This is a genomic window from Rhodococcus sp. ENV425, assembly GCF_002887785.1.
GTDB classification, from domain to species: domain Bacteria; phylum Actinomycetota; class Actinomycetes; order Mycobacteriales; family Mycobacteriaceae; genus Rhodococcus; species Rhodococcus aetherivorans.
The window spans coordinates 35,641-58,269 of the sequence record NZ_PCZU01000190.1 but is presented as its reverse complement, the minus strand read 5'-3'; the positions used below and the strand labels follow the sequence as shown (position 1 = coordinate 58,269).

Here is a 22,629-nt window from a genome sequence, read left to right as displayed (position 1 = left end):
ATCAGCGGCGCTTCCTCGACCTGTTCGAGAAGGATCTCGCTCCCCGCCTGCGGGCGCTGGCCTGAGGAAGGAAAGTCCGAATGAACATGGCCACAACTACACTCACCGGCACGGCGCCGTGGCGGGCGCTGGCCGCCCATCGTGGCGAGCTCGAGGCGGTGGATCTGCGGGGGTTGTTCGCGGCGGATCCGGGGCGGGCGCAGCGGTTCTCGCTGAGCGTCGGGGAGTGGTACATCGACTACAGCAAGCATCGGATCACCGACACCACGGTGGGGTTGCTGCTCGAGCTGGCCCGGGCGTGTGGGCTCGAGGCCCGCCGCGATGCGATGTTCGCCGGGGACCGGATCAACACCACCGAGGACCGGGCGGTGCTGCACACCGCGCTGCGGTTGCCGCGGTCGGCGACGCTGACCGTGGACGGCACCGACGTGGTCGCCGAGGTGCACACGGTGCTCGACGCGATGGCCGGCTTCGCCGAGAAGGTCCGCTCGGGCACCTGGCGCGGCGCCACCGGCGAGCCGATCGCCACGGTGGTGAACCTCGGGATCGGCGGCTCGGATCTGGGCCCGGCGATGGTGGCGCGGGCGTTGCGGCACTACGCCGACGGCCCGGCGGTGCGGTTCGTCGCCAACATCGACCCGGCGGATCTGACCGCGCAGCTGACCGGCCTGGACCCGGCCACCACGCTGTTCGTGGTGGCGTCGAAGACGTTCACCACCGTCGAAACGCTCACCAACGCCACCGCCGCGCGGCGCTGGCTGGTCGCCGCGCTCGGTGAGGACGCCGTCGCGGCGCATTTCGTGGCGGTGTCCACCAACGCGAGCAAGGTCGCCGAGTTCGGCATCGACCCGGCGAACATGTTCGGGTTCTGGGACTGGGTGGGCGGGCGGTACTCGGTGGGCTCGGCGATCGGGCTGGCGGTGATGTGCGCGATCGGCCCGGTGCGCTTCGCCGAGTTCCTCGCCGGGATGCACACCGTGGACGAGCACTTCGCCACCGCCCCGCTGGAGGCGAACGCGCCGGTGCTGCTCGGGCTGCTGGGGGTGTGGTACGCGTCGGTGCTGGGGGCGCAGTCGCGGGCGGTGCTGCCCTACAGTCAGGACCTGGCCCGGCTGCCGGCGTATCTGCAGCAGCTGACCATGGAGTCGAACGGCAAGAGCGTGCGGCGGGACGGCACCGCGGTGGACCACGACACCGGGGAGATCTTCTGGGGGGAGCCGGGCACCAACGGGCAGCACGCGTTCTACCAGTTGCTGCACCAGGGCACCCGGCTTGTCCCGGCGGATTTCGTCGGGTTCGCCGCCGCGTGCGAGGACCTGCCCACCCGGGACGGGACCGGCAGCATGCACCAGATCCTGCTGGCGAACATGCTCGCCCAGGCCAAGGTGCTCGCGTTCGGGCGCACCGCGGCCGAGGTCGCCGCCGACGGCACCGGCCCGGGGTTGGTGGCGCACAAGGTGATGCCCGGCAACCGGCCCTCGACCACCCTGCTCGCCCCGGCGTTGACCCCGGCGACGCTGGGGCAGTTGATCGCGTTGTACGAGCATCAGACCTTCGTCCAGGGCGTGATCTGGGGCATCGACTCGTTCGACCAGTGGGGCGTCGAACTCGGCAAGACCCAGGCCCTGGCCCTGGCACCGGCCCTGACCGGCGCGGCGGACCCGGACACCGGCGACACCTCCACCGACACCCTCGTCCGCACCATCCGGCGCCTCCGCCGCACGTGAGTCCCTCGGGCGGCCCCCACCGCCTCGAGGACGCACCGGCGAAGCCGCCCAGAGAAGGGAGAATCATGCCCGCGCCCAAGCTGTTGACCTTGCCCCCGGCGATCACGGAGTCCTGGGACTGGCAGCTGCACGCCGCCTGCCGGGACGCCGATGCCGCGACGTTCTTCCATCCGGACAACGAACGGGGTGAGGCGCGCACCGACCGGGTTCGTGCCGCGAAGCGGATCTGCCAATCCTGTCCTGTGCGGACGCAGTGTCTCCGGCACGCGCTCGAGGCCGGGGAACGGCACGGAATCTGGGGCGGGTTCTCGGAGGAAGAACGCAGAGTCCTGGTGCGGCCGTCGAACAGGGCACCCCATAGCCTGGAGCCGTGTCCGGTAGCCGTCTCCCCGAGATCCGCACGGGTGTCCGCGACTCCTGGGCGGTCGGTCTCGGCCTGATCCCGCTCGGCCTCGCGTTCGGGGTCGTGCTCACGCAGGCGGGCTTCGACTGGTGGTGGGCGCCCGTCTTCTCGACGGTGATCTACGCGGGCTCGATGGAGTTCCTCGCCGTCGGCCTGATCGGTGCGGTGACGCCGGTGGCGTCGATCGCCGCGGCGACCCTGCTCGTGAACTTCCGGCACGTGTTCTACGGGCTGTCGTTCCCCCTGGAGAAGATCCGCAGCCGGCTCGGCCGGGCGTACGGTGTCTACGCCCTCACGGACGAGACCTATGCCATCGTCGCCACCAAGCACCGCGACGAGCTGACCGGCCCGCGGATGCTGACGGTCGCGGCGACCTGCCAGCTGCTGTGGGTCGCCTCCGGGACCGTCGGCGCCCTGATCGGCGCGGCGCTGCCGGCGGGGCTGTCGGGCCTGGAATTCGCCCTCACCGCGTTGTTCGCCGTGCTCGCGCTCGACGCCTTCCGCCTCGGGCGGGACCTGCCGGCCTCGGCTCTCGCGGTGGTGTGCGGCCTCGTCGGGGCGGCCGTGTCGAAGGACGGCATGCTGGTGATCTCGCTGGGACTGTTCGTCGCGTGCCTGCTGGTGCGGTTCGTCTACCGCAACAAGGTGGCCCGTGCCTGAGCCGGTACCGGGCGCCGGCTACGTCGTCGCTGCCCTGATCGTGATGTTCCTCGTCACCGTGGGCCTGCGGGCGGCGCCGTTCGCCGCGCTCGCCCGGCTGCGGGAGTCGGACGTGGTGGGGTACCTCGGCGCCGCGATGCCGGCCGGCGTGATGGTCATCCTGGTGATGTACACCCTGCGCGACGTCGGGCCGGCGACGTGGCTACCGGCGGTGCTGGGCCTGGCGGGAACCGTCGCGGTGCACCTGTGGCGGCGCAGCGCGGCGCTGAGCACCGTGGCCGGAACCGCGATCTACGTCCTGGCCGGGGCGTTCTGGAGCTGAGCGGTGCGAGCGCCGACCGGCGCCGGGACCACGCCGGGGCGGCGGGAACGTGCCGCGACGACCGCGGCGACGAGCACCGCGAGACCGGTGACGCACTGCGCGTTGCCGAGGGTCTGCTGGATGGCCGACTCGACCCAGCCGTGCGTCGAGGTGTCCTCGAGCAGGTAGTTGGGTCCGACGAGGAAGACCAGCGTGGCCGGCAGCAGCACGGGCCACCACGAGCGGTACCGGGGAGCCAGCGCGACCGCGACGAGCAGCACGCTGTATGCCCAGTGGTGCGTGACCGCGATGGGCGCCGCGAGCAGGGTCGCCAGCGCGATCACCCCGAGGGCGACGACGTGCTCGCCGGCCCGGGTGAAGCGGTGGGCGGCCCAGAGCGCCGCTCCGACGACGAGCGCGACGCCCGCGAGCCACGCCGCGGTGTACGCGTGGCCCTCGAGGCCGAGCCGGGCGAGCAGGCCGCTGAGCGCCTGATTGCGGAAGAAGTCCTGGTCGCCGGCCCGGTCGGTGGCCCAGGCTTCGGTGGTCCAGAAGTACACGGAGGATTCCGGGCGCAGCCAGTACGCGAAGCCTGCGACGGCGAGGAACGCACCGAAGGCGCGCACCGCGGACGGCATGTCCCGACGGAGCAGGAACAGCACACCGAACGCGGCGGGGGTCACCTTGATCGCGGCGGCGAGCGCGATCCCGACGCCGCGGAACCGCTGCGGGATCACACCGAGGACGTCGGCGACGACCAGGGCCATGAGGATGATGTTGATCTGCCCGAACAGGAAGTTGGACCGGATGGGTTCGAGCCAGAGCGCCACGCCCAGCGCGGCGGTCGCGACCACGTTCGCGCGACGGACGTCCATGCGGTCGAGCGAGACCTTCAGCACCCACCACACCAGGCCGATCAATCCCGCGGTCCACAGCACCTGCATCAACGTCGCGTTGAGCAGGGGGAGCGGGGCGAAGAGGAACGCCGCGAACGGCGGATAGATGAACCGGAATCCCGAGTTGGTGTGGAAGCCCTCGGTGTAGAGGGGGGTGTGGTGCAGGAATGCCCACCCCGCGTCGCGGAAGACGGACAGGTCCATGAGGTATCCGGTGACGGCGTTCTCGAGGTGGACACCGACCACGATCGCCGAGGCCATCAGCCCCACCCCCACGAGCAGGGAGTACCCGGGCCGGGCACGGACTTCGGACAGCAGCACGGACGATCACCTCCGCTTGTCGGGACAGGAACCTCCCGGATACGTTACACAATCGTTGCCTTCGGGGCCGGATGCGCGGGTTGCCCGGTCCCCCACCGCGTTTCCGGCCGGTTTGTCCGGTTCGGGCGATTCCGTGCGACGGCCTGCCTCGCACAGTCGAGACGAAATCGCGATCTCTACGACGTCTCCTAGATATGGACAGAAATTCCTGTCGAGCGGGGCCTTGCGATACTGGGCGCATGCCGCGCCGCGTGCCCGAGGAGCTTCTGCCGCACCTGCGCCGCGCCCGCGATCTCGCGGACCGGGAATACGCGCAACCTCTCGACCTCGCCGGGCTCGCCGCCGCCGCGGGGGTCTCGAAGTATCACTTCCTGCGCTGCTTCACCGCCGTGTACGGCAGGACGCCCGGGGTTCACCTCACCGAACGACGCATCGAGCGGGCGCAGGACCTGCTGCGCGCGACGAACCTGACCGTGACGGAGATCTGTCATCTCGTCGGGTACAGCAGCCTCGGGTCGTTCGGCACCCGGTTCCGTCAGCTGGTCGGCGTCACTCCCACCGAGTATCAGGCCACGTTCGCCGAGTCCGGTGCGCCCCGCATCCCGGGCTGCTGGGTGTTCATGCACGGTCTGAGCGACCGCCGTCGAACTGCGCAATTTGGGAGAAGCCCGCACCGTTCCCGTCGATCTACGGTCGAGGCGTGCCGCACCATCGACCCGGAGGACACGCTGTGATCACCAACATCTCCCTGTTCACCCTCTATGTCACCGATCAGGACGAGGCGAAGAAGTTCTATGTCGACACGCTGGGGTTCGTGGAGACCGCGGACGTGGCGATGGGTGAGGGCTTCCGCTGGGTGACCGTCGCGCACCCGGACCACCCGGAACTCGAGGTGACGCTGATGGTGCCCGGCCCACCCCTGGGCCCGGACATGGCCGCGGCGGTGCGCCGCGCGCTGGCCGACGGCACCATGGGCGGTTTCGGGCTCCGCACCACGGACTGCCGCAAGACGTACGAGGAACTCACGGCCAAGGGGGTCGAGTTCACCCAGCCGCCGTCCGAGCGTCCCTACGGTGTCGAGGCCGTGTTCCGGGACAACTCGGGAAACTGGCTCGTGCTGGTGGAGCCCCGCGAGTACACGCCCGACGAGTTCCGTTGATTCGGAACTCTACGACTTTCTCGGACTTTTCCGAGAGAGGGATATAAAGGCGCAGATCCACGTCGGGAAGCCGCCCGGACGCGCCGGCGGTACCCTCCTGTGCGGCGCCGGGCCGTCCGGCACGGTGACGCACGGGAGGGAACCCATGACACGGCAGGTGCCGGTGATCGCGCTGCTCGCTGCGGTGCTGGCGGCGACGCCGGCGCATGCCGCACCCGCCGAGCCCGCGACGGACGGGGTGCCCGGCAGCGGCCCGTGTGCGAGCGACACGTGGCAGCACGAGTCGCTGATCCCGAAGGACCTCGACATCCCGGTGCCGTACCCGGTGATCACCACCGTGCCGTACCCGGCGCCGGAACCGGAGACCGTGCGGATCGATCCGCCTCCGCTGCCGGTCGACCCGTGCGCCGATCCGTGCCCGGACCTGACCGACGAGCCGGTCACCCCGGATCCGGTCTTTCCCCGGATCGCCCTGAAGCCCAGTCCCTTCCACCTCGGCATCCCGGTGCCCGGCGAGGGGGCCGAGCCGCTGCCGCCGCTTCCGGCGCCCGAGACCCCGCCGATCGAGCCCGCCCCGCAGGCGCCCGCGCTCCCGGCTCCGCGGGTCGTCGAGGTCTCCACCGTCGCCAAGCAGACGGGCGCCGGATCGGTCACCCGGACCGACAAGCGCTGGCAGGTGTACGGCACCGATCTGGGCATCATGTGGGAGTCGGAGCCCGGCCGGATCGCCGTCGCGTTCGGTGACACCGTCGGCAGGGGCTTCCATCCGCCGGGCGGGCAGGGTGACGACTGGCGCAGCAACGTGCTGGCCTTCTCCACCGACCGTGATCTCGCCGACGGGATGAGCTTCGACTCGATGGTGCAGGACTCGCGGTGCCATGCCGCCGAGATCCTCGGCAGCCGCAAGCTCGACAACGTCGAGATCACCACGATCCCGACGTCGGGATTCGCGGTCGGCGACCGCCAGTACCTGACGTACATGTCCATCCGGACCTGGAACAGCATTCCCGGCACGTGGTGGACCAACCACGGTGGCATCGCGTACTCGGACGACGGTGGTTCCACCTGGACCAAGGATCCGTACGCCAAGTGGGACAACATCTTCGGCGTCACCAACTTCCAGGTGGCCGCGGCGGTGCCGGCACACGGATACGTCTACCTGTTCGGCACCCCCAATACCCGGCTCGGCTCGGTGGCGCTGGCCCGGGTGCCCGAGGACCGGGTGCTCGAGCCGGGCGCCTACCAGTACTGGCGCGACGGGAACTGGACCCCTGCCGGCGGATACACTGCGGCGACGCCGGTCGTGCACGGCCCCGCTGGGGAGTTGTCCGTGCGCTACGACGCCGCCGCGGACCGCTGGCAGATGACGTACCTGGACACCGCCAAGGCCGCGATCGTCGTGCGGGAGGCCGAGTCGCCCCAGGGAGTGTGGTCGGAGAGCACGCGGCTGGTCGGCGTGGAACAACACCCGGAGCTGTACGGCGGGTTCGTCCATCCGTGGTCGACGGACGAGGACCTGTACTTCATGCTCTCGACGTGGTCGGACTACAACACCTTCCTGCTGCGGGCGAGGATCGAGCGCTGAGCCGCGGCCGCCCGCCGACCGGCCGCTGCCCGCCGGTCGGCTGCCCGGCCGCCCGCTGACCGGCCGAATGTCACATGGGTACGGTTCGATCGAACCCATGTGACATTCGGTCACGAGAACTGCTCACGCAATGCCGTTTTCCGGAACTTTCCGGTCGCCGTTCGGGGGATGGCCGGAAGGATCTCGAAACGGTCCGGCATCTGCCATTTGGCGAACTCGGTGGACAGGTGCTCTCTGAGGGCGTCAGGATCGACGGACTTCCCCTCGCGCAGGGCCAGGACCGCCAGCGGTCGCTCGCCCCACTGCGCGTCGGGGACTGCCACCACGGCTGCCTCTGCGACGGCGGGGTGAGCCATCAGGTGGTTTTCGAGATCGACCGAGGAGATCCACTCTCCCCCGGACTTGACCAGGTCTTTGGCCCGGTCGCAGATGCGGATGCACCCGCGATGATCGATACGCACGATGTCTCCGGTGCGGAACCACCCGTCAGGGGTGAAGCTGTCTGCACCCGACCCGTTGTGATAGGCGGCGGCCACCCAGGGACCGCGGACTTCGAGTTCTCCCATGGACTTGTCGTCCCAGTCGATCAGGTCGCCCTCTTCCCGGCGGGCACGGATCTCCACGAACGGCACGGCGATGCCCTGCCGGGATCGGAACTCGTACTGCTCGTCGCGGCTGCCGTCGTCGAGATCGTCGGGCAGTCGGCAGATGCTGCCGAGCGGAGTGGTTTCCGTCATTCCCCATGCCTGGACGACCGTGAGACCGTGGCGGTCGAAGCCTTCGAGCAGGCTGCGCGGGACGGCGGCACCGCCGACGATCAGCCGATCGAGCCGGGTGAGGTCCCACCGATGCGGATCCGCATCCAGCTCCGCGAGCATTCCCATCCACACCGTCGGTACACCTGCCGTTATCGTGACCCGCTCGTCCGCGAGCAGGTCGAGCACGCTGGACGGGTCCAATTGCCGGCCGGGCAGTACAAGTCGTGCGCCGATCAGTGCCGCGGCATACGGCAGGCCCCAGGCGTTGGCGTGGAACATCGGGACGACCGGAAGCAGCGTGTCGCGTGCGGAGACCCCCAACGTGTCGGGAAGCGCCGCGGCCAGGGAGTGCAGGACCAACGCCCGATGGGAGTAGACCACTCCCTTCGGCCGCCCGGTGGTCCCAGACGTGTAACACATTGCGGCAGCTCGATGCTCGTCGACAGAGGGCCACGGCATCGGGGCCGCCGAGTCGACGAGGTCGTGGTAGTTCAGCGTTCCCTCGGGCGCCGGTTCGTCGTGGGCGACGACGATGACATGGTCGAAGGTGTGTCCTTCTCGGATGTTGTCGAATACGTCCAGCAGGGATTCGTCCACCACGAGCACCCGGTCCTGCGCGTCACCGACGATGAAGCTCAGTTCGTCGGGGTGCAGGCGCGGATTGAGGGTATGGACCACCGCGCCCATCGCGGGTACCGCGAGGTACATTTCCATGTGTTCGATTTGGTTCCACATCAGTGTGGCTACCCTGTCGCCGTCGGCAACGCCGAGTTGTGCGAGCGCTGATGCCAGCCGACGGGCACGTGCGCCACATGCTCCCAGAGTGGACCGTACGATGCTGCCGTCCGGACGTCGAGATACCACTTCCTTGTTGCGGTGGAAGTACTCGGCGCGCTCGGCCACCGCCGCGATCGTCAGTTGATAGTCATCCATCATGAGTCCGTTGAGCATGTGGTTCTCCTGGTTCGATGAGTCGAGAAGGGCGGGGCCGGACGCTCCGGGTCGATGGGCGACGATTCTCCTCACGGCGGAGGCGCCGGCCCGGCGTGCCGTCTGCGGCCCGTATCGGCGGAGTGCGCTGCGGTCGGCGGAGTGCGTGCACATCCGAGGGGCGGAACGGCTGCGCGCCCCGTGCGGTCGGCGCGCGATGGCCCGACGTGGAGCATAGGGGGCAGTTGGTCAGTTGTCGAGCCGATTCGATTCGTTGTCAACGCGATTCGACGACGATTCGTGCGAGCCGTGTGTTCGGGTGCGGTCTGCGAGGGACGTCGGCCGGACGGAGGTGTCCGGTCGAAGGGCCTCCACCCGCTGCACTCCCGCCGAATACGTCCGCCGTCCGATGATCAGGAGCACCCCGGCGGCCACGTATGCCAGTGGTGCCCATTGGAGGGAGACGTCGAGGCCGATCCGGTCGGCGGCGAGGCCTACCACGAACGGTCCGAGGGCAAGTCCGAAGACACTGTTGGACATGGTGACGGTGCCGAAGGCGGACGCCCGCAGACTGGGGTGGGTAAGGCTGGCGACCACCGAAGTGATGCCTCCGGAGATGGACGCGGCACACAGTGCACCGCCGGCGAGCAGCGCCAGTTGCGGCGGTCCCGGCTCGAGGCCGAAGCCGACGATCAACAGCAGTGCTGCAACTGCACACAAGGCGAGTGCCACGCTCCACCGCCGGTCCGGGGTGTTGCGGCAGATCCGATCGGTGGCGATCCCGCCGACCAGCATTCCGAGGCCGATCGCCAGGAAATACACTGCGGCAACCGCTCCGGCCCGGTCGGGCGCGAGAGAGTAGTAGCGGTTGAAGAAGCTCGGCAACCATGCCGTCAGCGCGCCGACGGTGAACATCTGCAGACCCGCGGTGGCGTATGCGCACACCACCGAGACGCTCGAGAACAGGCTCGACAGCGGCGCACGGTATCCGTCCGTGCCGGACTCTGCGGGCGGGGCTTCTGCCTCCGGACTCTGCTGCTGCACTATTCGGCGGTCGGTGACCACGAGGCTGAACAATCCGGCCAGGACGAACCCGATGACGGCCATGACGCCGAACGACCACCGCCAGCCCAGAGAGGTGGCGACGGTGCCGCCGAGGGCGACACCGATCACCGAGCCCATTGCTCCTGCTGCATAGAAGGCGCCGCTGAGGGAGGCACGCAGGCGTGCAGCGAAGACGCTGAAGATCACTGCGATCCCTGCGCTACCGAATGCCGCCTCTCCCACACCGACCAGGAATCGGGCCGCCAGCATCTGTTCGTAGCCGGCGGCGACCGCGCACAGCAGCGTGGCCACACTCCAGATGGTCGCCATCAGGACGATGCTCTTCACGCGACCCCACCGGTCGGCCAGGATCGACAAGGGTAATGCCAGCAGACCGACCATGAGCGCGACGACGCTGTGGAAGGAGGCCAGTTCGGCGTCGGACAGATCCCATTCCTGCTTCAGGAAGGGATAGATCGAACTGAGTACCTGCCGGGACATGTAGTCCGACAGCATCAGTCCGAGGATGAGCGCCAGCACGACCCAGGGGTAGATCCTGGATCGAGGCGTCGGTGGGGGCGATGTGGCAGACGCGCATTCGATCTCCGGCGTGGCCTTTGTTTCCATGGACGCTCCTCAGACGGTCGGTTCAGCTCACCTCTCGGCGCCCGCGATCGGTGCGATCCGATGTTGCGCGTCCGAGCCGTATGCCGGCGCGGTCCTCCGCGGTCCTCCGCGGTCCTCCGCGGCACTCTCGCACTCGGGCGTTGTGGCGGCGGGGCGATCCGGGATCGAGGTGCGTGCGGGCGACCACTTCGAGGTGGCGGACATCACAGTAGCCCGGGTCGGTGCCCGAGTGCTTGACCTGACGTGGCACCCGAGTTGACATTCTGTCCCGAGTGGAGTGCGCAAAGATGCTCCATCGCCGCCGAGTCCGTACGCCTGCCGACCCGTGGTCGATGTCTCCTCGGGTCCGGGTCGCAGTGTCGTCGACGGGGTAGCGTCCGACGTCAGTGCGTGGACTGTTCCGCGCCGGTCGACGGGTCGGGGCGGGAGACGTCCCCGGTTCTGTGGGTGGCGCGCCACGACGTGGGGCTGGCGCCGAATTCGCCGCGAAACCACCGTGAGAACGCGGAGGGTTCGGAGAACCCGAGCAGTTCCGCGACTTGGCCGAGCGGTCGGCGCTGGTGTCCGACGTACTGGCGCGCCAGATCCAGGCGGGTGGAGTTGAGGAGGGCGGAGAAGGTCGTGTCGGCACGCACCAGGCGGCGGTGCACCGTCTTGCGGTCCACGCCCAGTGTTCGGGCGACCTGCTGCAGCGAGCACCGGCCGGTAGGGAGCAGGGCCTCGACCAGTTCGCGGATCCGGTCGAGGTCGTCTCCGGGTCGGCCGGCGGCGATTCCTTCCACGTACTGTCTGGCCAGGGGACGCAGCAGCGGGTCGGCCAGGCTGTTGGGGGCCTCGAGGTCATCGGCGAACATCACGAGTCCGTCGAATTCTGCGCCGAAGCGGATCTCGGATTCGAGGACGCGATGGTGAACGGTGAGGTCGGCCGGGGGGTCGTGCCGGAAACACACGGTGACAGGCTTCCACACACCCCCGACCAAGGCGCGGACGACGCGAACGGTGGTGCCGACGACCTGCTCGACGAGCTGGCGTGACTTGACGGTCGCCGCCAGGTCCAGCTCGATCTTGACGGTGGCCAGACCATCGGTTTCGGAGATCCGAATATGGAACGCCTCGCTGTGCAGATGCTCGTAACGGCTGATCAACTGCAGCGCGCTACGCACATCCGGCTCCTCCCGGGCTCCGAGTCCGATCGCGCCGAGGACGGACAAGCGCCGGGTCTGCGCGAGCTGAAGGCCGAAGGCTGCCGAGCCGGTCGCGTCTGCGGACACTTCGAGCAGTTCGGCGACCGCGTGCACGGCGATCCATTGACCGGGTACGGCCAGGTCGGCTGTGCTCAGGCCGACCGACCTCAGCAGTGGGAGCGGGTCCACGCCGACGGAGCGCATGAAGTCCAGGTAGGCGCTCAAGGTGGTGTTGCGGACCAGGGGGTTCATGCGACTCCTTACGTGCCCCGTAATGTCAATAATTCTGCCACGCAGAGTCAAGAAATATTGCGTGTGCGGGTCTACGCTCTGGTTACCGAAATCACACGGTGTCGGATCGGGAAGCACGCGTCACGGACAGAGGTGGCGCCGTCGTCCGGACGGAGAAGCTCCGGCCGGGAGCACCTCGGGGCGACGGCCATCGGCCCCGACCCGACGTTCGCAGGTCCGGCATGTGCGGCTGCACCCGATGCCCGCCCCACCCTCATGTCCTGATCAACCAGGCCAGATCCCAACCAGGGAGGATTCAGATGAAGAACATGCTCCACGCCGAAGAACAGGCCCCCGTCGACGCGGATCACGCGCCGCCACTGATCAAGGCGAAGCCGCTCTCGAGGTATATCGGTACCGAACTGTTCGATGTGACTCTCGGTGAGATCGCCCGCGACGATGCGCTGTTCGCCGAAACGAAGGCTCTTCTGCTCGAGCGCAAGGTACTGTTCCTGCGGGATCAGGACATCACGCGCGCCGAGCACGTCGCCTTCGCCGAGCGATTCGGTCCCCTCGAGGAGCCCCACCCCAACGCGCCCAACGATTCCGGACTGGTGCTGCTGTACAAGGACGCGGACAGCACGCCCGAGCATTACGAGAACGTCTTCCACTCCGACACCATCTGGCGGGAGCGTCCAGCCATGGGCGCTGTCCTGCGGTGCGTGGAGACACCGGAGGTGGGCGGGGACACGATCTGGGTGAACATGGTGCAGGCGTACCGGGATCTCCCGGAGCACGTCAAGCAACAGATCGACGGACTTCGCGCTCGCAGTAGCTTCGAAACCCTTTTCGGCGCAGCCAAGCCCATGGAACTGCGCCACCAACTGAAAGAGCGTTTCCCCGATCCCGAGCACCCGGTGGTGCGTACGCATCCCGAGACCGGCGAGAAGATCCTCTACGTCAACGGCGTGACCACTCACTTCGTGAACTTCCATACCCCGCAGAACGTGCGCTTCGGGACGGATTTCGCGCCCGGCTCCGGCAACCTGCTCAACTACCTGATCAGCCGCGCCGCGATCCCGGAGTACCAGGTTCGCTGGCGATGGACCAAGAACAGCGTCGCGATCTGGGACAACCGCAGCACCCAGCACTACGCAGTGCAGGACTACTGGCCGGCCGTCCGGAAGATGGAACGCGCCACCATCATCGGAGACCAGCCCTTCTGACGGCGACGGCCCGGACCACCCACAGCACCCCCTGAAGGAGATTCTCATGCAGACCGCTCAACAACTCGACGTCAACTACATCAAGGGCGACGACAATCCGTGGATCCCGTTCACTCCACTCACCGACCAGGTGTTCCTCAAGTACTGGAAGGTCGACCCCGTACGGGCCGAGATCGTCGTTTCGATGAAAATCCCGGCGGGGCTCGAGCTGCCGCCCCATTACCACACCGGCATCGTGGTCGGGCACACCGTCAAGGGCGCCTGGCGCTACAAGGAGAACAACTGGATCTCCCGGAGCGGCGACACCGTCTACGAGGTCGCCGGCTCCTCTCACACCCCCGAAAGCCTCGAAGACACCGAGGTCTTCTTCTATCTCGTCGGTGAACTGCTGTTCCTCGACCAGGACAACAAGATCCTGTGGCAGGAGACTCACAAGACCCACATCGAACGCTACAACACCTACTGCGCCGAGCACGGCATCGCGGCGCGCGACCTGAGCAGCTGGCAGGACTGACCACCGCAGATCGACACCACTCGAATCCGGTTGCGGCCGTCGGGCCGACAAACGGCCGCAACCGGATTCGACTACCCGACTCCCTGGTTCCGGCGATGGTCATCGAAGTTGCACGGCGGGTCCTTTCCGGCGGGAAGAGCGCCGCAGTCGGGCGGAGGAGTCGTCGGAACGATTTCCCGTCAACGCGTATCCATGACGTTTCACGCGATGTCCACGCAGTCGACGTCATGACACCCCGCACAGCAACCGAACTCACGCCCGGCCGTCGGCGGTCACACCGCCGGGATCCGGCGCGGAGGAAGCGCGCGCGGAATTCCATGTAAGACGCACTCCGCGAGTGGGATTCGGAGCGGTATCGACGGATCACAAGAGATCTCCTGCACATCCCCGACGCGATCTACCGGAGCCGACCGTGAACACCACCAGCACCACCACCATCACCCCGCCTACCGTGGTACTCGTCCCCGGTTTCGTCCCCCTCACCGCCGACCACTGGCAGTGCCTGCTCGCCGAGAAATGGGAGAAGGCGCGCATTGTCGCGCCGCCCGGCTGTGCCCCGCTCAGCCGAACCGCGTGGGTTGAGGCGCTCGAGGCGGTCCTCGCCGGCATCGCGGGCCCGGTTGTCCTCGTCGCCCATGGTGCCGGCGTGCTCACCACTGTCCACTGGGCTCGGCAACCCAACCGCCCCGTCGACGGAGCGCTGCTGGTGGCTCCACCGGACTTCGAACTACCGCTGCCCGATGGATACCCCTCCACCGAGGATCTCGACCGCTACGGCTGGAATCCATTGCCCCGAAGGCGACTGCCGTTCCGCAGCATCGTTGCCGCCAGCAGAAACGACGCCCTGGCCTGCTTCCGCCGCGTGGCCGGCATGGCCGAACACTGGGGTAGCCGTCTGATCGATGCGGGAGATGCCGGGCATTTGGATCCTACTGCTGGATACGGCAATTGGGATCAGGCGCACGAACTGGTCCGCGATCTCGGGCGAGTGCGCATACCGGAGGGCGTGCCCGGTGCACCCATCCTTGCAATGAGTGACCCATCCTGAATCGGTTTGCCTTCTGCGGCGGCGCCACTCCGTTCCGGGAAACCCTGAATCTGATCCGCGGAACGTATCCGTCGCGCTTCAACTGGGAGAACATTGAATGACTATGCAAAGATCGGATTCTGCCGAGGAAACGGCAGCGCCTACCGTGGACGACCCTCACGGTTTCCTGCATCGATTCGCGGAAGTCAACGGAATGCGTATCCACTATGTCGAGGAGGGGGAAGGTCCGCTGGTGGTGCTGGTGCACGGCATCCCATACCTCTGGTACATGTGGCGCCGGCAGATCCGTGCACTGGCCGCGGCCGGATATCGAGTGGTGGCACCGGACATTCGTGGGTTCGGGCGGAGCGGGTGTCCCGAGCAGGTGCAGGACTGCAATGTGTTCGATGCGGTCGGCGACCTCGTCGGGTTGATGGGCGGCCTCGGGGAAACCTCGGCCGTGGTCGTGGGCCACGATCTCGGATCGTTCGTGGCCCATGCGGCGGCCCAGCTGCGCCCCGATCTGTTCCATGCCCTGGCCATGCTGAACACCCCTGTCCCTCCCCGCGAGCCCTGCCGGCCGAGTGAGAATTGGAAGAAGCTGGAAGCGGAGACCGGTACGCGCTTCTATCAGCACTATTTCCAGACGCCGGGTGAAGCCGAGCGACACATGGATGCCGATGTCCGCACGACGCTGCGCAGCATCTACTACTCGGTCTCCGGCAGCGCGGTCGGTGAGGAACGCTGGCGCCAGTTCGTCGCGGAGGGCGAGAACTTTCTCGATACGGTTTTCGACCCCGAGTTCCTCCCGGGTTGGCTACCCGAGATCGCCCTGGACTACTACGTCAGCGAATACTCGCGCACCGGGTTCGGGCCTGCGTTGAACTTCTACCGGAACCGCGACCGCATCTGGGAGCAGAGCTCGTTCCTCGACGGGCCTGAAGCTGCAGCAGCCCAGTCTGTTCATCGGTGGAGCGGCGGATCCCGCGTTGGACCGATTCGCTCCCCTCTACGACCGTCTGGAGAGCCATCTTCCCAACTTGCGCAGGAAAGCCCTGCTCGAGGGAGTCGGTCACAGCGCAGCGGAGGAACAGCCGGAACTCGTCACCGGAATGTTGCTCGCCTTCCTCGCCGATCTCTGAACGGAGGGACTCCGGCGAATCGCAACGAAAGTGTGTCCCGTAGGGGTCGGGGACTCCGTGCGTCGGCCTGCGCTGTCGCGGCCGCCCGTGCGCCGGTCGCCCGGCCGAATGTCACATGGGTTCGGTTGGATCGAACCCATGTGACATTCGGTCACCTAGGTGCCGGTGATCTCGTTGGGGGTCTGCGGCAGCGACGCGGTCGTCACGGCGGCCGAGTCGAGATCGACCGCGTGCAGTGCGTTGTTCGCCGGGTCGGTGACGTAGGCGGTGTGGCCCTGCACGTACAGCGCCGGGCGCGGTGACTGCCACTCGTCGGGCTCGGTCCACGGGGCGAGGACGTCGATGCGCCGGACCACCGCGCCGCTGTTCTGGTCGATCACGTGCAGCGCTCCGTCGGTGCCCAGGACGAGTGCCTCGCCGTGGGGTCCGCGTCCGAGCGAGCGGAACGTGTAGCTGGTGCCGAGGTCGACGAGCCGCAGCTCGCCGGTGCGGGTATCGGTGAGCGAGACACGCTGTGGTCGTTCGAGTTCCGCGTCCGGATCGCTCTTGTAGTCGCCGAGCACGATGTCGGACTCCTCGGATCCGGCCTGGTTGCCGATCCGGCCGTACGGGTCGGGGGCGCTCACCTTCGTGATCGTGCCGTCGCGGTAGACGAGCAGGCCGTCCTCGCAGCCCAGCACGACGGCCTCGTCGGCGGCGACGGCCTCGCCGTGCACGCCGGGGCACTGCTCGTTGCGGGTGATCTCCCGGCGCTCGGCGTCGAGGACGGCGATGCCGTTGCGGGACTCGCTGTTGCCGAGGGTGACGAGCAGGCTGCCGTCGGCGAGCGCGACCGCGACGCCGTGGTGCGCTTCCGGAGTGGTGTAGGTGTCGGTCTGCGGCGTGCCGTCGGCGAGGTCCGCGGGGTCGAGGATGTCGACGCGGCCGGTGCCGTCGTCGAAGAGCACGGTCCTGCCCGCGTGCCGGACGACGTGCCCGGGCTTGGCGGCGGCGAACTCGACGTCGGTGAGTGCCGCGCTGCCCGCGTAGTGGTGCGCGTGGTCGCCGTGGGGTTCGGACCAGCTGCCGGTGTCGAGGACGCGGAAGCGGCCGGCGGTGGAGACGAACACGTGCCGGCCGTCGCCGGCGGCATTGAGGCGGTTGAATCCGTCGAGCGGCAGGTCGGCGACGACGTCGAGGTCGTTCGCGTCGAGGACGAGAATGCCGCCGTCGTAGGTGACGGCGAGCCGGGGCTCGGCGGCGGCGACCTCGGCGGGAGCGGTCGGGGCGGGGGCCGCGGGGGCATCCTCGGCGGTGGAGGGGGAGCAGCCGGCCACGAGCACGGCGGCCAGCCCGGCGGTGAGCGCGAGACTTCGGGAGGGCTTCATGCCGGAACATCTACGCGTTATTGCAAACGAATGTCAAAGTCTATTATGCGAATGTCCGCATCCGGGATGTCCCGCGACACGCGGTGCAAGGAGGCGGTGTCCACGCGCGGCGCCGTTACCATCGACCGATGGACCCGGTCCGCAACCCGTACGCTCCCGGCGCGGGGCAGCGCCCGCCCGAGCTCGCCGGCCGGGCGAAGCAGCTCGACGCCTTCGACGTGGTGCTCGAACGGATCGCCCGCGGCCGCCCCGAACGCAGCGTCGTGCTCACCGGGTTGCGCGGCGTCGGCAAGACCGTCCTGCTCAATCAGCTTCGCTCCGCGGCGATCTCGCGGAGCTGGGGCACCGGCAAGATCGAGGCCCGGCCCGACCAGGACCTGCGCCGGCCGCTGTCGTCGGCGCTGCACATGGCGGTGCGCGAGATCGCCCCGGCCCATCCGCACCCCGAATCGGTCGAGTACTTCCTCGGCGTGCTCAAGTCGTTCGCGCTGCGGGCCACCGCGGACAAGGGCATGCGCGAGCGGTGGCAGCCCGGCATCGACGCCCCCGCGGTCAAGGGCCGCGCCGACACCGGCGACCTCGAGATCGACCTCGTCGAACTCCTGATCGACGCCTCCGGGCTCGCCCGCGACGTGGGCGTGGGCATCGCGCTGTTCGTCGACGAGATGCAGGACCTCGGCGCACCGGACATCTCCGCGATCTGCGGGGCGTGCCACGAGCTCAGCCAGGACGCCGCACCCCTCATCGTGGTCGGCGCCGGGCTGCCGCACCTGCCCGCGGTGCTCTCCGCGTCGAAGAGCTACTCGGAGCGGCTGTTCAGCTACCACCGGATCGACCGGCTCGACCGCGGCTCCGCCGACATCGCGCTCATCGCGCCGGCCGAGCGGGAGGGAGTGACCTTCACCGAGGAGGCGCTCGACGCGCTGTACGAGACGGCCGACGGATACCCCTACTTCGTCCAGGCCTACGGCAAGGCGACCTGGGACGTCGCGGCGACGAGCCCCATCACCGCCGACGACGTGCGCGTCGGCGCGCCCGCCGCCGAGGAGGAACTCGCCGTCGGGTTCTTCGGCTCCCGGTACGAGCGCGCCACCCCCGCGGAGCGGGAGTACATGCGCGCCATGGCCGACCTCTCCGGCGACGACGGTCCCGTCGCGACGTCGAAGATCGCGGCCGAACTCGGCCGCAAGCCTGCGTCGCTGTCGCCCGCGCGGGACGGGCTCATCAAGAAGGGGCTCATCTACTCCGCCGAACGGGGCTTCATCGGATTCACCGTGCCGCACTTCGGACGGTATCTGCGCGCTCAGCACGACTGAGCTGCAACCGGATTCGCTGCAGGGCGCGGTGCTGGGCGATGCGGACGGCGCCGACCGAGGTGCCGAGCATCGCGGCGGTGCGTTCGGCGCTGTAGCCCTGCAGGATCCGCAGCTGCACCACGCGGCGCTGCTGCTCCGGCAGCAGCGCGAGTTGCCGGCGGACCGCGGAACGCAGCTCCTCGTCGAGCACGCCCTCCTCGGGCCCGGGGCCGGCGACGTCGTGCAGCGGCGTCACGGTACGCGCAGCCTTGCGCCGGACGTCCGCGACCTTGTGCGTGGCGATCCCGAACGCGAAGCGCAGCAGCGACGCACCGCGATCCTGGTAGCGCGGCAGTGCCCGCGTCAGTGCGAGGCACACCTCCTGGGTGACGTCCTCGGCCGGAGTGTGCGCGCGGGTGCCCTCGTCCATACGCGCGGCGCAGAAGCTCAGCACATGGGGGCGAACGGAACTCACCACCACGCCCACGGCGTGCGGTTCACCGGCGACGGCGCGCGGTACCCAACGGCGGAGCAGCTCCTCGGTTTCGATGCGGTGCACGGGGTGTCCTCTCGGGCGGGGAAGGTGGTGAGTTCCACCTTCCGTCGCCCGGGCGCCCCGGGCCAGGACCCCTGGGGGTGGTTACTCCTCCACCCACCGCACGGCGTCGTCCAGGCTCGCCCGGTCGGTGCGGCAGGTGTTGGCGGGGTGGCTCTCGTCGGCGTAGCCGAAGGAGATCGCGCACACGATGTCGCGCTCGTCGGAGATACCGAGTTCGCGGCGGACGGCACCGGCGGCCATCGCGACGGCGGCCTGCGGGACGGCGGCGATGCCGAGCGCCTGCGCGGCGAGGAGCAGGGTGGCGACGTACCCGCCGCAGTCGACCGCTCCGTACGTGCCGAGTGCCTTGTCGGTCGTGACGATCGCGACGTGCGGCGCCCCGAAGAAGCGGTAGTTCTCGAGCATCTGCTCGGTGCGGCGCGCGTAGTCGTCGCGGGCGATGCCGAGGCTGTTGTAGAGGGCGTAACCGGCGCCTCGCCGCCGGTCGGCGTACACCCCGCGGTACTCGGCGGGGCCGGGGATGTCCGGGTCGAGATGGCCGGACGCCGCCTGCTCGTACACCGCGGTCCGCAGCCGCTCGATGGCGTCCCCGCCGGCCACGACGACCTCCCACGGCTGGGAGTTGCACCACGACGGGGTGCGCTGCGCCATCCGCAGCATGGTTTCGATGTCCTCGCGCGGCACCGGCTTGGACAGGAACGCCCGGCAGGAGTAGCGGGTGTCGAGCAGGGTCGAGAGCGAGGCACGGTGGTCGATCGTCATGTGACCAGGGTCGCACAGGCACCTGTGTAGCGCTCGTTCAGGGCCGTCGTGCGGGACCGGCGGCCGTGTAGTTCTCCCGGTCGAACCGCCGGGTGCGCAGCCGGTATCGCCAGGACGAGCCCGGCCACAGCGACCGGTTCACCGCGTCGCGGTCCAGGTACCAGCTCCGGCACCCCGTGGTCCACACGGTCCCTGTCGAGCGCCGGCGCATCTCGTCGGCGAACTCCCGCTGGGCGGCCGCCCGCACCTCGAGTGCGGTGACGCCCGCCCGGTCGGTGGCGTCCATCGCGGCGGCGACGTAGCGGAGCTGGCTCTCGATCATGAACAGCAGCGAGGTGTGGCCGATGCCGGTGTTGGGCCCGCCGAGCAGGAAGGCGTTGGGGAACCCGGCGACGGTCGTGCCCAGGTGCGCCGACGCGCCGTCGCGCCCCCACCGCTCGAGCAGGGTGCGGCCGTCGCGGCCGACGACCGGCAGGCCGGCGAGCGCGGCGGACACCCGGAATCCGGTCGCATACACCAGGACGTCGGCCGCGTGTTCCCGACCGTCGACGGTGCGCACACCGTGCGGGCCCAGTCCCGCGACCGGGGTGGTGACCACCGTGCTGGAGTCTCGGGCGAGCGCGGGATAGTAACTGTCGGAGAACAGGATCCGTTTGCACCCGATCCGGTGCCGCGGGGTCAGGGCGCGGCGCAGGTCCGGGTCGGGCACCTGCCGGTGCAGGTGCCGCAGCGCCCGGGCCTCGAGGCGGGCGAGCCGGCGGTCGGACCCGGTGAGGGCGGGGACGAGCGCCTCGCCGCGCCAGTACTCGACCGTCCGTCGCGCGCGGTGCGGCAGCGGTAGGTGCTGCCTGCGGCGCGGCAGCACCCAGGCGGGGCTGCGCTGGAACAGCGTGACACGGCCGGCGGTGTCGGCGAGGTACGGGATCACCTGGGCGGCGCTCGCACCGGTGCCGATCACGGCGACGTGCCGCCCGGTGACGTCGACGCCGTGGTCCCAGCTTGCGGTGTGGAAGACGGGGCCCGCGAAGGAGCCTTCGAGGCGGGGAATCTGCGGGACGTTCAGGGCGCCGGTGGCCAGGATGAGGAAGCGGGCCTCGTAGTCCGGACCGTGGTCGGTGCGCACGTGCCAGCGGCCCGTCGTCTCGTCCCACCGGCACCCGGTTGCGGTCGTGCCGTAGGCGATCCGGTCGTCGAGCCCGTTCCCTGCGGCGAACGCGTGCAGGTGCGCGAGGATCTCCGGCTGGGTGGCGCGGCCGCGGGCCCAGACGGCCTGGGGAGCGGACGAGTACGAGTACAGGGCCGGATGGATGTCGCACTCGCACCCCGGGTAGGTGTTGTCGCGCCACGTGCCGCCGAGAGCGGCGCTCCGTTCGAGAACGCGCACGTCGCGGCCGCGTTGCCGCAGGTGTGCGGCGGCACCGAGCCCGGCGAAGCCGGCGCCGACGACGAGTACTTCGGTTCCGATCACTTGAACAGTGTGCAAGTACGGGCTTCACCAGGCAAATTAGGGTCTATATCGCCATCTAGTACGCGGTCGAGAATCCCGGATACTTCCCGATCAGACCACGTCCTCCTCGTTGCCCGGGGTGACCCGGCGCAGCCCCCGGTACGCGTCGGCGGGGGAGCGGCGGCCGGCCACGACGGCCTCGACCTCGGCGGCGATGGGCATCTCCACCTCGTACTCGCGCGCCAGTTCCATCACCGTCGGTGCCGTCTTCACCCCCTCGGCCACCTGGCCCAGCCGGGCCACCGCCTCCTCGAGGGTGAGCCCGCTCGCCAGCGCCTCGCCGATCCGGCGGTTGCGGGACGCCGGGCTCGTGCACGTCGCGATCAGGTCGCCCATGCCGGTCAGGCCGGCGAACGTCCGCGGGTTGGCCCCCATCACCTCACCGAGCCGGGTCATCTCGGCGAGGCCCCGGGTGAGCACCATCGCCCGGGTGTTGTCGCCGACCCGCAGCCCCTCGGCCATGCCCGCCGCGATCGCGACGATGTTCTTCAGGACCCCGCCGAGTTCACAGCCGAGGACGTCGGTGTTGCGGTATACGCGGAAGACCTTCGAGGCGAACAGTGGCTGCAGGGCCGCCGCGACGCGTTCGTCCGCCGTGGCCACCACCGCGGCGGCCGCCATGCCGTCGGCGACCTCGCCGGCGATGTTCGGCCCGGCCAGCAGCCCCACGGGGTGCCCCGGCAGGCATTCGCCGATCACCTCGGTGGGCCGCAGGCGCGTGCCCGGTTCGAGTCCCTTCGCGAGCGAGAGGATCGGCACCCAGGCCCGCACCTCGTTCGAGATCTCGGCGAGGGTGGCGCGGACCGCGTGGGACGGCACTCCGACCACCAGCACGTCGGCCTCGTGCGCGGCCTCGAGGAGGTCCGAGGTGGCGCGCAGGTTGGCCGGCAGGGTCCGCTCGCCGAGGTACCGGGTGTTGCGGTGCTCCTCGTCGATCTCGCGGGCGGTGTCCGGATTGCGGGACCAGAGCAGGGTCGGGGTGTTCCGGGCCGACAGCCCTGCGACGGTGGTGCCCCACGAGCCGGAACCGAGGACGACGACGCGAACCGGACGTGCCATGGGTTGTTGATCCTGTCTGCGCGGCGGGACGGTACGGCCCTCAGGGTGTCAGTTCGCCCGTCCCGGCGCCGGATTTTCGCAGTATGCCCGGTCCCCGATCTGCGTCGTACCGTATGTGCGGATGCGCACACTGGCATATCTGATACCCCAGGGGGTATATTGACGATAGACCCCGACCGCTTCCCCGAGGAGGACGCCCATGTGTTACCCCGTCACCTGCCCCAAGTGCGGAAAGACCGGCTGGGGCGGCTGCGGCCAGCACGTCGACAGCGTGATGAAGTCCGTGCCCGCCGCCGAGCGATGCGCCTGCGACCAGGACTCCGCTCCCGAGACGAGCCCCGGCAT

Annotated in this window: 21 protein-coding genes and 1 pseudogene; 13 read left to right on the top strand and 9 right to left on the bottom strand. The window is 69.2% G+C overall.

The genetic code is table 11. The annotated features are described in order from the left end of the window. Positions 1-86 precede the first annotated feature (86 nt). From pgi to CQZ88_RS16195, 4 genes are all read left to right on the top strand, one after another. Positions 87-1,727 (top strand): glucose-6-phosphate isomerase, encoded by a 1,641-nt coding sequence (gene pgi, locus CQZ88_RS16210; protein WP_102800031.1) that lies wholly within the window; start codon positions 87-89, stop codon positions 1,725-1,727. Between the two features lie 65 nt (positions 1,728-1,792). After that, complete coding sequence (locus CQZ88_RS16205; RefSeq protein ID WP_037201217.1) at positions 1,793-2,167, top strand: WhiB family transcriptional regulator; 375 nt, start codon at positions 1,793-1,795, stop codon at positions 2,165-2,167. After that, entirely contained in the window at positions 2,098-2,790 is a 693-nt protein-coding gene (locus CQZ88_RS16200; RefSeq protein WP_102800028.1) for an AzlC family ABC transporter permease, read from the top strand. The genes CQZ88_RS16205 and CQZ88_RS16200 overlap by 70 nt, the downstream gene beginning before the upstream one ends. Continuing rightward, a complete protein-coding gene (locus tag CQZ88_RS16195) occupies positions 2,783-3,112 on the top strand; it encodes a branched-chain amino acid transporter permease (protein ID WP_102800027.1) in 330 nt (109 codons plus the stop codon). Before CQZ88_RS16200 ends, CQZ88_RS16195 begins: the two co-directional genes overlap by 8 nt. On the opposite strand, the gene CQZ88_RS16190 is transcribed toward CQZ88_RS16195, so the two are convergent. Further along, complete coding sequence (locus CQZ88_RS16190) at positions 3,082-4,308, bottom strand: glycosyltransferase 87 family protein (RefSeq protein WP_006940916.1); 1,227 nt, start codon at positions 4,306-4,308, stop codon at positions 3,082-3,084. The genes CQZ88_RS16195 and CQZ88_RS16190 overlap by 31 nt on opposite strands. A gap of 239 nt (positions 4,309-4,547) precedes the next feature. Between CQZ88_RS16190 and CQZ88_RS16185 the strand changes: the two genes are divergently transcribed. From CQZ88_RS16185 to CQZ88_RS16175, 3 genes are all read left to right on the top strand, one after another. Then, positions 4,548-5,042, top strand: coding sequence for a helix-turn-helix transcriptional regulator (locus tag CQZ88_RS16185; protein ID WP_006940918.1), 495 nt, complete (start codon positions 4,548-4,550; stop codon positions 5,040-5,042). Next, positions 5,039-5,467: a VOC family protein gene (locus CQZ88_RS16180; RefSeq protein WP_006940919.1), complete on the top strand. Its 429-nt coding sequence runs from the start codon at positions 5,039-5,041 to the stop codon at positions 5,465-5,467. Before CQZ88_RS16185 ends, CQZ88_RS16180 begins: the two co-directional genes overlap by 4 nt. 145 nt (positions 5,468-5,612) lie before the next feature. Next, entirely contained in the window at positions 5,613-7,052 is a 1,440-nt protein-coding gene (locus tag CQZ88_RS16175; protein ID WP_006940920.1) for a DUF4185 domain-containing protein, read from the top strand. A 110-nt stretch (positions 7,053-7,162) separates the two neighbouring features. Here CQZ88_RS16175 and CQZ88_RS16170 read toward each other — a convergent pair whose 3' ends face one another. The 3 genes from CQZ88_RS16170 to CQZ88_RS16160 all read right to left on the bottom strand — a co-directional run bounded on the left by CQZ88_RS16170 (position 7,163) and on the right by CQZ88_RS16160 (position 11,847). After that, positions 7,163-8,761 (bottom strand): long-chain fatty acid--CoA ligase, encoded by a 1,599-nt coding sequence (locus tag CQZ88_RS16170; RefSeq protein WP_006940930.1) that lies wholly within the window; start codon positions 8,759-8,761, stop codon positions 7,163-7,165. 228 nt (positions 8,762-8,989) lie between these two features. Next, entirely contained in the window at positions 8,990-10,411 is a 1,422-nt protein-coding gene (locus tag CQZ88_RS16165) for an MFS transporter (protein ID WP_102800026.1), read from the bottom strand. A 383-nt stretch (positions 10,412-10,794) separates the two neighbouring features. After that, a complete protein-coding gene (locus CQZ88_RS16160) occupies positions 10,795-11,847 on the bottom strand; it encodes an AraC family transcriptional regulator (protein ID WP_043801220.1) in 1,053 nt (350 codons plus the stop codon). Positions 11,848-12,146: 299 nt separating this feature from the next. Between CQZ88_RS16160 and CQZ88_RS16155 the strand changes: the two genes are divergently transcribed. The 5 genes and pseudogenes from CQZ88_RS16155 (at position 12,147) to CQZ88_RS30210 (ending at position 15,735) form a co-directional block, all read left to right on the top strand. Next, positions 12,147-13,052 (top strand): TauD/TfdA family dioxygenase, encoded by a 906-nt coding sequence (locus tag CQZ88_RS16155; protein ID WP_006940943.1) that lies wholly within the window; start codon positions 12,147-12,149, stop codon positions 13,050-13,052. A 46-nt stretch (positions 13,053-13,098) separates the two neighbouring features. Continuing rightward, positions 13,099-13,566 (top strand): 2,4'-dihydroxyacetophenone dioxygenase family protein, encoded by a 468-nt coding sequence (locus tag CQZ88_RS16150; RefSeq protein ID WP_006940945.1) that lies wholly within the window; start codon positions 13,099-13,101, stop codon positions 13,564-13,566. A 412-nt stretch (positions 13,567-13,978) separates the two neighbouring features. Continuing rightward, entirely contained in the window at positions 13,979-14,614 is a 636-nt protein-coding gene (locus CQZ88_RS16145) for an alpha/beta hydrolase (RefSeq protein ID WP_102800025.1), read from the top strand. Positions 14,615-14,711: 97 nt separating this feature from the next. Then, positions 14,712-15,377: pseudogene (locus tag CQZ88_RS32420) on the top strand (alpha/beta fold hydrolase); the annotation flags it as partial. Positions 15,378-15,582: 205 nt separating this feature from the next. Next, positions 15,583-15,735 carry a hypothetical protein gene (locus tag CQZ88_RS30210; RefSeq protein WP_219727523.1) on the top strand — a complete coding sequence of 51 codons (153 nt, stop codon included), beginning with the start codon at positions 15,583-15,585 and terminating at the stop codon, positions 15,733-15,735. A gap of 155 nt (positions 15,736-15,890) precedes the next feature. On the opposite strand, the gene aztD is transcribed toward CQZ88_RS30210, so the two are convergent. Beyond that, positions 15,891-17,102: a zinc metallochaperone AztD gene (aztD, locus tag CQZ88_RS16135; protein WP_102800024.1), complete on the bottom strand. Its 1,212-nt coding sequence runs from the start codon at positions 17,100-17,102 to the stop codon at positions 15,891-15,893. A gap of 128 nt (positions 17,103-17,230) precedes the next feature. On the opposite strand from aztD, the gene CQZ88_RS16130 reads away from it, so the two are divergent. Next, on the top strand, positions 17,231-18,418 hold the full coding sequence (locus tag CQZ88_RS16130) for an AAA family ATPase (RefSeq protein ID WP_029546523.1): 1,188 nt from the start codon (positions 17,231-17,233) through the stop codon (positions 18,416-18,418). On the opposite strand, the gene CQZ88_RS16125 is transcribed toward CQZ88_RS16130, so the two are convergent. The 4 genes from CQZ88_RS16125 to CQZ88_RS16110 form a co-directional block, all read right to left on the bottom strand. Beyond that, positions 18,372-18,956, bottom strand: coding sequence for a sigma-70 family RNA polymerase sigma factor (locus CQZ88_RS16125; protein WP_029546522.1), 585 nt, complete (start codon positions 18,954-18,956; stop codon positions 18,372-18,374). The genes CQZ88_RS16130 and CQZ88_RS16125 overlap by 47 nt on opposite strands. An 81-nt stretch (positions 18,957-19,037) precedes the next feature. Beyond that, the gene (locus CQZ88_RS16120) at positions 19,038-19,718 is read right to left on the bottom strand and encodes a nitroreductase (protein ID WP_006940961.1); all 681 of its coding nucleotides are present in this window, start codon (positions 19,716-19,718) and stop codon (positions 19,038-19,040) included. Positions 19,719-19,755: 37 nt separating this feature from the next. Then, complete coding sequence (locus CQZ88_RS16115; protein ID WP_102800023.1) at positions 19,756-21,186, bottom strand: NAD(P)/FAD-dependent oxidoreductase; 1,431 nt, start codon at positions 21,184-21,186, stop codon at positions 19,756-19,758. 90 nt (positions 21,187-21,276) lie between these two features. After that, positions 21,277-22,284, bottom strand: a complete 1,008-nt coding sequence (locus tag CQZ88_RS16110) for an NAD(P)H-dependent glycerol-3-phosphate dehydrogenase (protein ID WP_006940963.1) — start codon at positions 22,282-22,284, stop codon at positions 21,277-21,279. Positions 22,285-22,629 lie beyond the last annotated feature (345 nt).